Raw genomic sequence first — 15,456 nt, 5'->3', positions numbered from 1 at the left:
AGGCCGCACGACCCGCCCCGCCCCCGCACCGCACCCCGCCCGCCCCGACCTCGCACCCCACCCGCTCCGCTCTCCTGTCCGATCCGCCCGTCGCCCACGCCGTACGGGTGACTCCGCGCCTCCGGGCCGGCCTGCTCTAGGGACTGATGACGTTCATGGCCAACGCCAACGAGGACAAGCTCCGCGACTTCCTGAAGCTGGTCACCACCGACCTGCGGCAGACCCGGCGACGCCTCCAGGAGGTCGAGGCCCGCCGCCAGGAACCCGTCGCCATCGTCTCGATGAGCTGCCGCCTGCCCGGCAACGCCCGCACCCCGGAGGACTTCTGGAACCTCCTGGAGGCGGGCGCCGACACCGTCTCCGAACTCCCCCCGGACCGCGGCTGGAACGTCGACACCCTCTACCACCCCGACCCCGAGCACCAGGGCACCAGCTACACCCGCTCGGGCTCGTTCCTGTACGACGCCGCCGAGTTCGACCCCGCCTTCTTCGGCATCTCCCCGCGCGAGGCCGCCGTCATGGACCCGCAGCAGCGGCTGCTGCTGACCGCCTCCTGGGAGGCCCTGGAACGCGCAGGGATCGACCCCGGCACCCTGCGCGGCGCCAAGGCGGGCGTCTTCGTCGGCAGCAGCGACCAGGGCTACGGCGCCGCGGCCGCCGCCGCGCCCGACCGCGTCGAGGGCCACATGCTGACCGGCGGCTCCGGCGCCGTCCTCTCCGGCCGCATCGCCTACACCCTCGGCTTCGAGGGCCCCGCCGTCACCGTCGACACCATGTGCTCGTCCTCGCTGGTCGCGCTCCACCTCGCCGTCCAGGCCCTCCGCCAGGACGAGTGCGGTCTCGCCCTCGCCGCCGGTGCCACCGTGATGGCCACCCCGCGCAACTTCGTGGAGTTCTCCCGGCAGCGGGGCCTCGCCCCCGACGGCCGCTGCAAGCCCTTCGCGGCGGGCGCCGACGGCACCGGCTGGGGCGAGGGCGTCGGCGTCCTGCTCCTGGAGCGCCTCTCCGACGCCCGCCGCAACGGCCACCCCGTCCTCGCCGTCATCCGGGGCTCCGCCGTCAACCAGGACGGCGCGAGCAACGGCCTCACCGCCCCCAACGGCCCCTCCCAGGAACGCGTCATCCGCGCCGCCCTCGCCAACGCCCGCCTCACCCCCGACCTGGTCGACGCCGTCGAGGCCCACGGCACGGGCACGACCCTCGGCGACCCCATCGAGGCGCAGGCCCTCCTCGCCACCTACGGCAAGGACCGCGACATCGACACCCCGCTGTGGCTCGGCTCCGTCAAGTCCAACATCGGCCACCTCCAGGCCAGTTCCGGTGTCGCCGGGGTCATCAAGATGGTCCTCGCCCTGCGCCACGGCGTCCTCCCCAAGCTGCTCCACCTCGACGAGCCGACCCCGCACGTCGACTGGTCCTCCGGCGCGGTCGAACTCCTCACGGAGAACCGCGACTGGCCCGAGACCGGCCGCCCGCGCCGCGCGGGCGTCTCCTCCTTCGGCGGCAGCGGCACCAACGCCCACATCGTCCTCGAACAGGCGCCGCCCGCCGACACCCTCCCGGACAGCGACCCCGACGCCGAACCGGACACCGAGGCCGCCGCGCCCGCCCCCGACGGCTCACAGGCCGCCCTCCCCGTCTTCGCCGACGGTGCCACCCTGCCCTTCGTGCTCTCCGGCCGGGGCATAGACGGCCTCGCCGGACAGGCCGCGCGCCTCGCCGCGTACGCCGGTACGGCCGGTGACCGCACCCGGCCCCAGGACCTCGCCTGGTCCCTGGCCGCGACCCGCGCCGCATTCGAGAACCGCGCCGTCGTCCTCGGCACCGGCCACGACGACCTCACCCGCACCGCCACCGCCCTCACCTCCGGCACCGCAGACCCCGCCCTCATCACCGGCGGCTTCGACATCGCCCCCGACGGCACCGCGTTCGTCTTCCCGGGCCAGGGCGCCCAGTGGGCCGGTATGGGACGGGAGTTGTGGGACGCGTCGCCTGTCTTCGCCGCTTCGATGGAGGCGTGCGGGGAGGCGCTGGCACCGTTCACGGACTGGTCCCTCGCCGAAGTCGTCCGTGGCGGCGGCGAGTTGGTGGACGTGGATGTGGTGCAGCCCGTCTCCTGGGCGGTGATGGTGTCCCTGGCCGCCGTCTGGCGGGCGAGTGGGGTCGAGCCGTCCGTGGTCGTCGGCCACTCCCAAGGGGAGATAGCCGCCGCCGTGGTGGCGGGTGGTCTGTCTCTGGAGGACGGTGCGCGGGTCGTCGCGCTGCGGTCGAAGGCGATCCGTGCCATTGCCGGGCGCGGGGGCATGGTCTCTCTTCCGCTGCCCCTGGCGGCAGTTGAGGAGTTGCTGACCGGTTGGGCCGGGCGGATCGACATCGCGGCCGTCAACGGCCCGGGTTCGGTCGTCGTTGCGGGCGACGCTGACGCTTTGGACGAACTCGTCACGCACTGCGAGACCGAGGACATCCGGGCCCGCCGCATCCCGGTGGACTACGCCTCGCACACCTGGCACGTCGAGGCCATCGAGGACGAACTCGCGGACGTCCTCGCCCCGGTGGCCCCCCGTTCCAGCGAGGTCCCGTTCTTCTCCACCACCGAGGCACGCGTCATCGACACGGCGGAGCTGGACGCCGGTTACTGGTACCGCAACCTCCGGCAGCGGGTCCGTTTCGCGGACGCCGTGCAAGGCCTGGCCGAGGAGGGCTACGGCGCCTTCGTGGAGGTCAGTTCGCACCCGGTGCTGGGCATGGCGGTGCAGGAGGCCGCTCCGGACGCCGTCGTCGTCGGCAGTCTGCGCCGTAACGAAGGGGGTGCCACCCGCTTCCTCACCTCCCTCGCGGAGGCGTGGGTGCGGGGGATCGGCGTCGACTGGAAGGCCGTCCTCGCCGGGCGGGACGCCGTCGCGGTGCCGCTGCCGACGTACGCCTTCCAGGACCGCGCCTACTGGTTCGACACCGCGGCGCCGCAGCCCGGAGCGGGTGCGGCGGAGGGCGGGGACCCGGTCGACGCCGAGTTCTGGGCGGCCGTGGAGGAGCAGGACCTCGACGCGCTGACCGGCGCGCTCGACGGCGCGGGGGAGGACGGGCAGGAAGCGCTCGCCCAGGCGCTGCCCGTGCTGTCCGCCTGGCGGCGCGGCCGACGGGCCGCCACCACGCTCGACTCCTGGCGCTACCGGCTCGCCTGGCGGCCCACCCCCGACACCCCGGCCGCCGCCCGGTCCCTGGACGGGCCCTGGCTCGTCGTCGTCCCCGCCGGTCACGCCGGAACCCCCCTGGTCGCCGCCTGCCTCGACGGGCTCGCCGCCCACGGCGCCCGGCCCGTACCGCTCTTCGTCGACACCACCGACATCGACCGCGCCCGCATGGCCGCCCTGATCACCGGTACGGCGGAACACAGCGCCACCGGAACGGCCGCGAACGCCACCGGGGGAGACGGCACCGCCACGGACGGCGCGAGCGAGGGCACCGGAGGCGGCTTCAGCGGCGTCCTCTCCCTCCTCGCCCTCGACGAGCACCCCCACCCCGGACAGCCCGGCCTCGCCGCCGGACTCGTCGCCGGACTGGCCCTCGTCCAGGCCTGCGTGGACACCGGCCTGCGCGCCCCCCTCTGGCTCGCCACCAGCGGAGCCGTCACCACCGGGGACACCGACCCGCTGCGCAACCCCGTCCAGAACGGCACCTGGGGCATGGGCCGGGTCGCCGCACTGGAACACCCCGAGTTCTGGGGCGGCCTGGTCGACCTGCCCGATACCCCCGACGAACGCACCGCCGACCGGCTCTGCGCCGTCCTCGCGGGCACCGGCGGCGAGGACCAGGTCGCCGTCCGCCGCACCGGCACCCTCCTGCGCCGCCTCGTCCGCACCCCCACCGGCCCGGCCGACACCCCCGACCGCGCCTGGACCTCCCGCGGCACCGCCCTGATCACCGGCGGCACCGGCGGCCTCGGCGGACACACCGCCCGCTGGCTCGCCCGCACCGGCACCGAGCACCTCGTCCTCGTCAGCCGCCGCGGCCCGGACGCCCCCGGCGCCGACGAGCTGACCGCCGAACTCCGCGGCCTCGGCGCCCGCGTCACCGTCGCCGCCTGCGACATCGCCGACCGGGACGCCCTCGCCGCCCTCGTCGCACGCGTCGAGGCCGACGGCCCGCCGATCCGCACCGTCGTCCACACCGCGGGCGTCGGCATCCTCATCCCGCTCGCCACCACCACCCTCCAGGAGTTCGCCGACGGAGCCGAGGCCAAGCAGTCCGGCGTCGCCCACCTCGACGCGCTCTTCTCCGACGACCGCCTCGACGCGTTCCTCGTCTTCTCCTCCGTCGCCGGGGTCTGGGGCAGCGGCGACCACGGCGCCTACGCCGCGTCCAACGCCTACGCCGACGCCGTCGCCGAACACCGCCGGGGCCGCGGACTGGCCGGCACCTCCATCGCCTGGGGCATCTGGAGCGACGAGGGCGGCGGCATGGCCCTCGAAGTCGTCCAGGAACAACTCCGCTGGCGCGGCATCCCGTTCATGGAGCCCGCCCTCGCCGTCCGCGGCATGCAGCAGGTACTCGACCGCGACGAGTGCTTCGTCGCCGTCGCCGACATCGACTGGGAACGCTTCGTCCCCGTCTTCACCGCCGCCCGGCCCCGCCCCCTCCTCGGCGAGGTCCCCGAGGTGGCCGCCCTGCTGCGCGCCGAGGAGGACCGCGACCGCCGCGACCTCGCCGACGAGGAGACCTCCGGCCTGCTCACCCGGCTGCGCGGCCTGAGCGCCGACGACCAGGACCAGGCCGTCCTCGACCTCGTCCGCGGCCAGGTCGCCGCCGTCCTCGGCCACAGCACCCCCGGCGAGGTCGAGACCGGCCGCGCCTTCCGCGAACTCGGCTTCGACTCCCTCACCTCCGTCGAACTCCGCAACCGCCTCAACACCGCCACCGGACTGCGCCTCCCGGTCACCGTCATCTTCGACCGGCCCACCGTCACCGCCCTCGCCCGCCACGTCCGCGAGGAACTCGTCGGCGCCCCCGCCGCTCCCCAGCCGGTCCCGGCCGCCACGCCCGTACGGCCCGCCGAGGACGACGACCCGATCGTGATCGTCTCCATGGCCTGCCGCTACCCCGGCGGCGCCGACACCCCCGAACGGCTCTGGGAGATCCTCGCCGAGGGCCGCGACGTCATCGACGCCTTCCCCGACGACCGCGCCTGGGACCTCGACGCCCTCTACGACCCCGACCCCGACCGCGAAGGCACCTGCTACGCCCGCGAAGGCGGCTTCGTCCACGACGCGGGCCACTTCGACCCCGCCTTCTTCGGCATCTCCCCCCGCGAGGCCGTCGCCATGGACCCCCAGCAGCGCCTGCTGCTGGAAACCTCCTGGGAGGTCGTGGAACGCGCCGGACTCGTCCCCGACGCCTTGCGCGGCACCCCCGTCGGCGTGTTCGTCGGCGCCGCCAACCAGGGCTTCGGCGGCCTCGACAACCTCCCCGAGGGCGTCGAGGGCCACATCGTCACCGGCAGCGCCACCAGCGTCCTGTCCGGCCGCATCGCCTACACCCTCGGACTGGAGGGCAGCGCCGTCACCATCGACACCGCCTGCTCCTCCTCCCTCGTCGCCCTCCACATGGCCGTCCAGGCACTGCGCTCCGGCGAGTGCTCCATGGCCCTCGCGGGCGGCGTCGCCGTCATGGTCGAACCCATCGGCTTCATCGGCTTCGCCCGCACCCGCGGTGTCGCCCAGGACGGCCGCTCCAAGGCCTTCGCCAAGGCCGCCGACGGCATGGGCCTCGCCGAGGGTGCCGGCATGCTCCTTCTGGAGCGCCTGTCCGACGCCCGCCGCAACGGCCACCCCGTCCTCGCCGTCGTCCGCGCCACCGCCCTCAACCAGGACGGCGCCAGCAACGGCCTCAGCGCCCCCAGCGGCCCCGCCCAGCAGCAGGTCATCCGGGCCGCGCTCGCGACCGCCGGACTCACCACCGCCGACGTCGACGCCGTCGAGGCCCACGGCACCGGCACCACCCTCGGCGACCCCATCGAGGCACAGGCCCTCCTCGCCACCTACGGCCAGGGCCGCGACGCCCGAAGCCCGCTGTGGCTCGGCTCGTTGAAGTCCAACATCGGCCACGCCCAGGCCGCCGCGGGCGTCGCCGGTGTGATCAAGATGGTCCTCGCCATGCGGCACGGCGTGCTGCCCCGCACCCTGCACGTGGACGAACCCACCCCGCACGTCGACTGGTCGTCCGGCGCGGTCTCCCTCCTCACCGACGCCGTCGACTGGCCGCACGACGCGCACCGCACCCGCCGCGCGGGCGTCTCCTCCTTCGGCGTCAGCGGCACCAACGCCCACGTCGTCCTGGAAGAAGCCCCCGAACCCGACCCTGAGGCCCCGGCCCCGACCCGTGACGACCGGGCCCCGGTGTTCGCCCCGGCCACCGTCGTCCCCTGGCCGCTCTCCGGCCGGGGCGCCGACGGCCTCGCCGGACAGGCGGCCCGCCTGCTGTCGGTGGACGCGCCCCCGGCTGACGTGGCGTGGTCCCTCGCCGCGACCCGCACGGCGTTCGAGAACCGCGCGGTCGTCCTCGGCGACGGAACCGACGAACTGCGTCACGGTCTAGCGGAGTTGGCGTCCGCCGACGCCGTGACCGGCGCCGGTGTCGTGCGCGGAGCCGTGACGGGCGCGACCGACCGGGTCGCCTTCGTGTTCCCCGGCCAGGGCGCCCAATGGGCGGGCATGGGGGCGGAGCTGTGGGACGCCTCGCCTGTCTTCGCCGCCTCTATGGAGGCGTGCGGGGAGGCGCTGGCGCCGTTCACGGACTGGTCCCTGGCGGAAGTCGTGCGCGAGGGGCGCGAGTTGGTGGACGTGGATGTGGTGCAGCCGGTGTCGTGGGCGGTGATGGTGTCGCTGGCTGCCGTGTGGCGGGCGAGCGGGGTCGAGCCGTCGGTGGTCGTCGGTCACTCGCAGGGGGAGATCGCCGCCGCTGTGGTGGCGGATGGTCTGTCTCTGGAGGACGGTGCGCGGGTCGTCGCGCTGCGGTCGAAGGCGATCCGTGCCATCGCCGGGCGTGGCGGCATGGTCTCGCTTCCGCTGTCTCTGGGGGCGGTTGAGGAGTTGCTGGCGGGTTGGGCCGGTCGTATCGACGTCGCGGCGGTGAACGGTCCGGGTTCGGTCGTGGTGGCCGGTGACGCGGACGCGTTGGATGAACTGGTGGCGCACTGTGAGGCGGAGGAGATCCGGGCCCGCCGTGTCCCGGTGGACTACGCCTCACACACCTGGCACGTCGAGGCCATCGAGGACGAACTCGCCGACGTTCTGGCGCCTGTGGTCCCGCAGTCGGGTCAGGTGCCGTTCTTCTCGACCAACGAGGCGCGCGTCATCGACACCGCTGAGTTGGACGGCGGTTATTGGTACCGCAACCTCCGGCAGCGGGTCCGTTTCGGGGAGGCGGTGGAGGGTCTGGCCGCGCAGGGCTATGGCGCCTTCGTCGAGGTCAGTTCGCACCCGGTGCTGGGCATGGCGGTCCAGGAGGCTGCCCCGGACGCCGTCGTCGTCGGCAGCCTGCGCCGCAACGAAGGCGGCGCGACCCGCTTCCTCACCTCCCTCTCCGAGGCGTGGGTGCGGGGGATCGGCGTCGACTGGACGGCCGTCCTCGCCGGGCGCGAGGTGACCGCCGTGGCGCTTCCCACGTATGCCTTCCAGCGGCGGCGGTACTGGCTGGAGCGGACCGTTCCGGCGCTCGCGGTGACGGGGGAGTCGGCGCGGTCGGCCGTGGACGCCCGGTTCTGGGAGGCCGTGGAGCGGGAGGACCTGGAGGCCGTCGCGGACACGCTCGGACTGGCGGAGGGCGGCGACGTGCTCGCCGACGCGCTGCCGGTGCTGTCCGACTGGCGCCGGGGACGGGTCGCGCAGTCGGCCGTCGACGGCTGGCGCTACCGGGTCGTGTGGCGGCCGGTCGGCCGTGACGCCGTGGCCGGGACGTTCGACGGGCACTGGCTGCTCGTCGTGCCTGAGGGGGAGAGCGGGCTGGTCCGCGCCGTCACCGACGGGCTCGCCGCCCACGGCGCGGCCGTGACCACCGTACGGATCGCCCCCGGCATCGACCGGGCCCGGCTCGCCGAGCTGATCGGCGGCGCGGTGAATGGCGCTCCGAGGGACGGCGCTGCGGCGGACGGCGGTGCGGCGGAGGGTGGTACGGCGCCGCTGGCCGGGGTGCTGTCGCTGCTCGCGACCGACGAGTCGCCGTACGCGTCGGGCAGTCCCCTCGACCACGGGTTCGTGCTCACCACCGCGCTGGTGCAGGCCCTCGGGGACGCCGGGATCGGCGCGCCGCTGTGGCTCGCCACCAGCGGGGCCGTGTCCACCGGGCGCTCCGACCGGCTCGCCGCGCCCGTCCAGGCGCAGACCTGGGGGCTCGGCCGGATCGCGGCACTGGAGTATCCGCAGCGCTTCGGCGGGCTGGTCGACCTGCCCGCCGAGCCCGACGACCGCGCCCTCGCCCGCCTGGTGACCGTCCTGTCCGGGGCCGTCGGCGAGGACCAGGTCGCCGTCCGCGCCTCCGGGATCTTCACCCGGCGGCTGGTCCGCGCCACCCTCGGCGAGGACACGGGACGGACCGGCGCGGCAACCGCCTGGACACCCACCGGGACGGTTCTCGTGACCGGCGGCACCGGCGGCGTCGGCGCCCAGGTCGCCCGGCGGCTCGCCGCGAGCGGCGCCGAGCACTTGCTGCTCGTCGGCCGCCGCGGCGCCGACGCGCCCGGCGCGACCGAACTCGCCGCCGAACTCCGTGCCCTCGGCGCCCGCGTCACCCTCGCCGCCTGCGACGCCGCCGACCGTGACGCACTCGCCGCGTTGCTGGCCGGTGTGCCCGAGGACGCGCCGCTGACCGCCGTCGTCCACGCGGCCGGTGTCCTCGACGACGGCGTCCTCGACACCCTCACCCCCGCCCGCGCCGAGACCGTGCTGCGGCCCAAGACGGCCGCCGCCCGCCACCTCCACGACCTCACCAAGGATCTGGACCTCTCCGCGTTCGTGCTGTTCTCCTCCCTCGCCGGGACCCTCGGCGGACCCGGGCAGGCCAGCTATTCCGCCGCCAACGCCTACCTCGACGCCCTCGCCCGGCAGCGGCACGCCGACGGACTGCCCGCCACCTCCCTCGCCTGGGGCGCGTGGGGCGGCGGCGGCCTCGCCTCCGGCGAGACCGGCACACGCCTCGCCCGCGGCGGCATGCCCCCGATGGACCCCGAGCACGCCCTGACGGCCCTTCAGCAGGCCGTGAACGGAGACGAACCGGTCGTCGCGATCGCCGATGTCCGGTGGGAGACCTACGCGTTCGCGCACTCCGCCACCGCGCCCCGCGTCCTCGCCGACCTCCCCGAGGTGCGGGGCGCGCGGACCGCCGCGCCCGCCGAGACGGACGTCACGGGCAACGCCCTCACCGCCCGGCTGGCGGCCCTGCCCGCCGACGAGCGGCACCGTGAACTCCTCACCGTCGTCCGCAAGTGGGCCGCAGCCGCGCTCGGTTACGCCGCCGCCGACGACATCGACGAGGAACGCGCCTTCCGCGACCTCGGCTTCGACTCGCTGACCGCGGTCGCCCTGCGCAACACCGTCGCCGAGGCCACCGGGCTCCGGCTCCCCGTCACCCTGGTCTTCGACCACCCCACCGCCCTCGCCCTCACCACCCACCTGGAGCGCGAACTGTTCGGCACCACCGCCGAACCGGCCGCCGACGCCCCGCTGCCCGCGCCGTCCGCCGCGGCCGACGACGACCCCGTCGTCATCGTCTCCATGGGCTGCCGCTACCCGGGCGGCGTGGACAGCCCCGACGCCCTGTGGCGGCTCCTCGCCGACGGCGGCGACGCGATCGCCGCGTTCCCCGACGACCGCGGCTGGGACCTCAAGGGCGCCTATGACCCCGACCCCGACAAGCCCGGCACCTTCTACGCCCGCGGCGGCGGATTCCTGTACGACGCCCACCACTTCGACCCCGAGTTCTTCGGCATGAGCCCCCGCGAGGCCCTCGCCGTCGACCCCCAGCAGCGCCTCCTGCTGGAGACGTCGTGGGAGGCGATCGAGCGCGCCGGGATCGACCCCGCCGCACTGCGCGGCAGCCGTACCGGCGTCTTCGTCGGCTCCAACTACCACGACTACGGCGCCCGCGTGCAGCACGCCCCGAAGGACTTCGAGGGCTACCTCGCCACCGGCAGCGCCGGAAGCGTCGCCTCCGGGCGGATCTCCTACACCTTCGGCCTAGAGGGACCGGCCGTCACCGTCGACACCGCCTGCTCCTCCTCCCTCGTCGCCCTGCACATGGCCGCGCAGGCGCTGCGCACCGGCGAGTGCAGCCTCGCCCTGGCGGGCGGTGTCACCGTCATCTCCACCCTCGACACGTTCGTCGAGTTCAGCAGGCAGCGTGCGCTCGCCCCCGACGGCCGCTGCAAGGCGTTCTCCGACGAAGCCGACGGCGCGGGCTGGGCCGAGGGCGTCGGCGTCCTGCTCCTGGAACGGCTCTCCGACGCCCGCCGCAACGGGCACCCCGTCCTCGCCGTCCTCGCCGGGTCCGCCGTCAACCAGGACGGCGCCAGCAACGGCCTCACCGCGCCCAGCGGTCCCGCCCAGCAGCGCGTCATCCGGCAGGCCCTCGCCGCCGCCCGGCTCACCCCGGCCGACGTCGACGCCGTCGAGGCCCACGGCACCGGCACCCTCCTCGGCGACCCCATCGAGGCCCAGGCCCTGATGGCGACCTACGGACAGGACCGGCCCGCCGACCGTCCGCTCCTGGTCGGCGCCCTCAAGTCCAACATCGGCCACACCCAGGCCGCCGCCGGAGTCGGCGGGGTCATCAAGATGGTCCTCGCCCTGCGCCACGGGCTGCTGCCCCGCACCCTCCACGCCGGACGGCCGTCCACCCGGATCGACTGGACCGAGGGCGCCGTCGCCCTCCTCACCGAGGCCGCCGCGTGGCCCGACCACGGCCGCCCGCGCCGGGCCGGTGTCTCCGCCTTCGGCATCAGCGGCACCAACGCCCACGTCCTGCTGGAACAGGCGCTCGCCGACACGGCCACGCAACCGGCCGCCACCCCCGAGCCCGGCACCGCCGGGTCCGGTACGGCCGGGTCCGGGACCGTCGTTCCCTGGCTGCTGTCCGCGCGGAGCCCCGAGGCGCTGCGCGCCCAGGCCGCCCGCCTCCTCGCCCACCTGGAGGCCACCGACGCCACCGCCGTCATTGACGCCACCGACGTCATCGACGGCGAGGCCGCCGGGGACGGCGCCCCGATCGCGGTCGGCGATCTCGCCCGGCAACTCGCCGTCGGACGGGCCGTGTTCGACCACCGGGCCGCCGCCGTCGGCCGTGACCGCGCCGAACTCGTCGCCGCCGTCCAGGCCCTCGCCGACGGTCGCGAGGCCGCCGGACTGGTCCTCGGCGCCCGCCGCCGCGGCGCCCGCACCGCGTTCCTCTTCAGCGGACAGGGCAGTCAGCGCCCCGGCACCGGACGCGACCTGTACGCCGCGCACCCGGTGTTCGCCGACGCCCTCGACGCCGTCTGCGCCGAACTCGACCCCGACCTCGAACGGCCCCTGCGCGACGTGATGTTCGCCGCCGCCGACACCCCGGACGCCGAACTGCTCGACCGCACCCGCTACACCCAGGCCGCCCTGTTCGCCCTCCAGGTCGCCCAGTTCCGGCTCCTCGAACACCAGGGACTGCGCCCCGACGTCGTCCTCGGCCACTCCGTCGGCGAGATCGCCGCAGCCCACGTCGCCGGGGTCCTCGACCTCACCGACGCCTGCCGCCTGGTCGCCGCGCGCGGCCGCCTCATGCAGGAACTCCCCGCCGGGGGCGCCATGCTGGCCGTCGAGGCGAGCGAGACCGACGTCACCGACGCCCTCGCCGCCCACCCGGACCGCGTCTCCCTCGCCGCCGTCAACGGCCCGCGCTCCGTCGTCGTCTCCGGCGACACGGACGCCGTAGACGAACTCGCCGCCGTCTGGCGGGAGTCGGGGCTGCGGGTCAAGCGCCTCACCGTGTCGCACGCCTTCCACTCACCCCGCATGGAACCCATGCTCGACGCCTTCGCCGCCGTCGCGGACGGCCTCACCTACGCCACGCCCGCCCTGCCCGTCGTGTGCGACCTCACCGGCGAGATCGCCGACGCCGGACAACTGGAGGGCGCCGCCTACTGGGTGCGGCACGTGCGCTCCACCGTCCGCTGGGCCGACGCCGTCACCACCCTGGAGACCCAGGGCGTCACCGCCTACCTCGAACTCGGCCCCGACGGCGTCCTCACCGCCCTCACCCGCGACTGCCTCGCCGACCCGGCGGGCGCCGTCGCCGTACCGCTGCTGCGCCGCGACCGGCCCGAGGACACCGCCCTCACCACCGCCCTCGCCACCCTCCACGTCCACGGCGCCGGACCCGACTGGGCCCGCACCCTCGCCGGACCGCCCGCCCGCCGCACCGAGCTGCCCACGTACGCCTTCCAGCGCGCCCGGTACTGGCTCGACGCCGCGCCCGGCGAGCCCGACCTCGCCGCCGCCGGACTCGCCGCCGACCAGCACCCGCTGCTCGCCGCGGGCACCGCGCTCGCCGGGGGCGACGGCCACCTCCTCACCGGCCGCCTCTCCCTGGACAGCCACCCCTGGCTCGCCGACCACGCCGTCTCCGGCACCCCGGTCCTGCCCGGCACCGCCTTCCTCGAACTGGCCCTGCACGCCGCCGCCCGCGTCGGCTGCGCGACCGTCGACGAACTCACCCTGGAGGCCCCGCTCGTCCTGTCCGCGCAGACCGCCGTCCACCTCCAGGTCACCGTCGGCGAACCCGCCGACGACGCCACCCGCACGGTGACCGTGCACTCCCGGCCCGACGACGCCCCCGACGACGAACCCTGGACCCGGCACGCCGTCGGACAACTCACCCCCGAAACCGCCCCCGACGACACCCCGCCGCCCACCGAGTGGCCGCCCCCGGGCGCCGTCGCCGCCGACCTCGACGGCCTCTACGACCGGTTCGCCGCCGGAGGCTTCGCCTACGGGCCCGTCTTCCAGGGCCTCACCGACGCCTGGACGCACGGCGACACCGTGTACGCCCGCGTCGCCCTGCCCGACCGGGCCGCCACCGACGCCGCCCGCTACGGACTGCACCCGGCGCTCCTCGACGCGGCCGTCCAGACCGTCGGCCTCACCGCCGCCGCCGGGACCGCCGTCATGCCGTTCGCCTGGACCGGCGTACGCCTGCACCGCACCGGCGCCGACACCCTCCACGTCCACCTCGCCCCCGCCGGACCCGACACCGTCACCCTCCGCGCCACCGACCCCGACGGCACCCCCGTCGCCACCGTCACCGGACTCACCCTGCGCCCGCTGCCCGCCGGACCCCTCGGCGACAGCCGCGCCGTCGCCCGCGACCTCCACGCCCTCGACTGGGTCACCCCCAGCAGCGCCCCCCGGCCCGCCGCCCGCCCCTGGGCGGTCCTCGGCGGCGACCACGACCCCGCCCTCGGCGCGGCCCTCACCGCCACCGGAACCGCCCCCGCCCACCACCCCGACCTGGACGCCCTCGCCCGCGCCGTCGCCGACGGCACCACCCCGGCGCCCGCCACCGTCCTGACCGCCGTCCCCGGCCCCGGCCCGGACGCCGACCCGACCGCCCTGCCCGACCCGGCCGCCCTGCGCACCGCCACCGGAGACGCCCTGCGGCTCCTCCAGGGCTGGCTCGCCGACGACACGTTCGCCGCCACCCGCCTGGTGTTCGTCACCCGGCACGCCGTCACCGTCCACGACGGCGACCGGGCCCCCGACCCGGTGGCCGCCGCCGTCCGCGGCCTGGTGCGCACCGCCCAGTCCGAACACCCCGGCCGGTTCCTGCTCCTCGACTGGGACGGCCGCCAGGAGTCCCACCGGGCGCTGCCCGCCGCCGCGGGCCTCGACGAACCGCAGGCCGCCCTCCGCAAGGGCGAACTCCGCGTCGCCCGCCTGGTCCGGCTGCCCCTCACCCGCACCCCCGACAGCAGCCCTGAGCCGCTGCTCGACCCCGACGGCACGGTCCTCGTCACCGGCGCGACCGGCACCCTCGGCGGACTCGTCGCCCGCCACCTCGCCGCCCGCCACGGCGCCCGGCACCTCCTCCTCGTCGGCCGCCGCGGACCGGACGCCCCCGGCGCCGCCGACCTGCTGGCCGACCTGACCGCGCTCGGCGCGAACGCCGACCTGATCGCCTGCGACGCCTCCGACCGGAACGCGCTCGCCGCGCTGCTGGCGACCGTCCCCGCCGACCGCCCGCTCACCGCCGTCGTGCACACGGCGGGCGTCCTCGACGACGGCGTCATCGCCTCCCTCACCCCCGACCGCCTCGCCACCGTCCTCGCCGCGAAGGCCGACACCGCGATCCACCTGCACGACCTCACCCGCGCCCACCCGCTGCGGTCCTTCGTCCTGTACTCCTCGCTCGCCGGTGTCTTCGGCGGCTCCGGACAGGGCAACTACGCCGCCGCCAACGCCTTCCTCGACGCGCTCGCCCAGTCCCGCCGCGCGCAGGGCCTGCCCGCCAGGTCGCTCGCCTGGGGCCTGTGGGAGGACCGCTCCGCGATGACCGGCAAGCTCGACCGGGCCGACCGGGTCCGCATGAGCCGCGGCGGCGTCGTCCCCATGCCGTCCGAGGAGGCCCTCGCCCTGTTCGACGCGGCCGTCACCGGCGACCGCGCCGACCGGACCGACCGCGCCGTCTACGTACCGGCCCGCTTCGACACCGCCGCCCTGCGCACCCCCGACGGCGAGGTCCCCGCCCTGCTGCGGTCCCTCGTACGGCCCGCCCCCGCCGGACGCACCGCCCCGGCCGGCGGCACCGACGGGCCCGCGCCCGCCGAACGGCTGCGCGACCGGCTCGCCGGACTCGACGCCGACGCCCGCCTGGAACTCCTCGTCGACGTCGTCCGGGAGCATGCGGCGGCCGTCCTCGGCTACGCGGCCTCCGACGCCGTCGACCCCGAACGCGGCTTCCTGGAGATGGGCTTCGACTCGCTGACCGCCGTCGAACTCCGCAACCGCCTCAACGCCGCCACCGGCCTGCGGCTGTCCGCCACCCTGCTGTTCGACTACCCGACGCCCCTCGGACTCGCCCGCCACCTGCGGACCGAGACCGCGCCCGGCGCCGCGGCGGCCGTCCAGCCCGTCCTCGCCGAACTCGACCGGCTCGCGGGCGCGTTGACCGAGATCACCGGCGACGCCACGGTGCGGACCGCGCTCGCCGACCGGCTGCGCGGCCTGCTCACCGCCCTTGACTCCGCCGCGCCCGCCCCGGGCGGCGCCCTCCCCGCCGACACCACGTCCGGCGCGGCGGGCACGGGCACCACGGCCGCCGTCGAGGACCGTCTCGACGCCGCCAGCGACGACGACCTGTTCGACTTCATCGACCAGCAGTTCGGCGACCAGTCCGGCACGTCCTGACGGGGGGACCGGCGGGGTCGACGTGACCGGTCCGGGG

Annotated in this window: 1 protein-coding gene; it reads left to right on the top strand. The window is 75.9% G+C overall.

What is annotated here, in order from left to right:
• Positions 1-146: 146 nt before the first annotated feature.
• The gene (locus ACIQPQ_RS09750) at positions 147-15,419 is read left to right on the top strand and encodes a type I polyketide synthase (protein WP_401302049.1); all 15,273 of its coding nucleotides are present in this window, start codon (positions 147-149) and stop codon (positions 15,417-15,419) included.
• Positions 15,420-15,456 lie beyond the last annotated feature (37 nt).

This window comes from Streptomyces sp. NPDC091281 (genome assembly GCF_044757425.1).
Taxonomy (GTDB): domain Bacteria; phylum Actinomycetota; class Actinomycetes; order Streptomycetales; family Streptomycetaceae; genus Streptomyces.
This window is presented reverse-complemented; position numbering and strand designations above follow the sequence as displayed.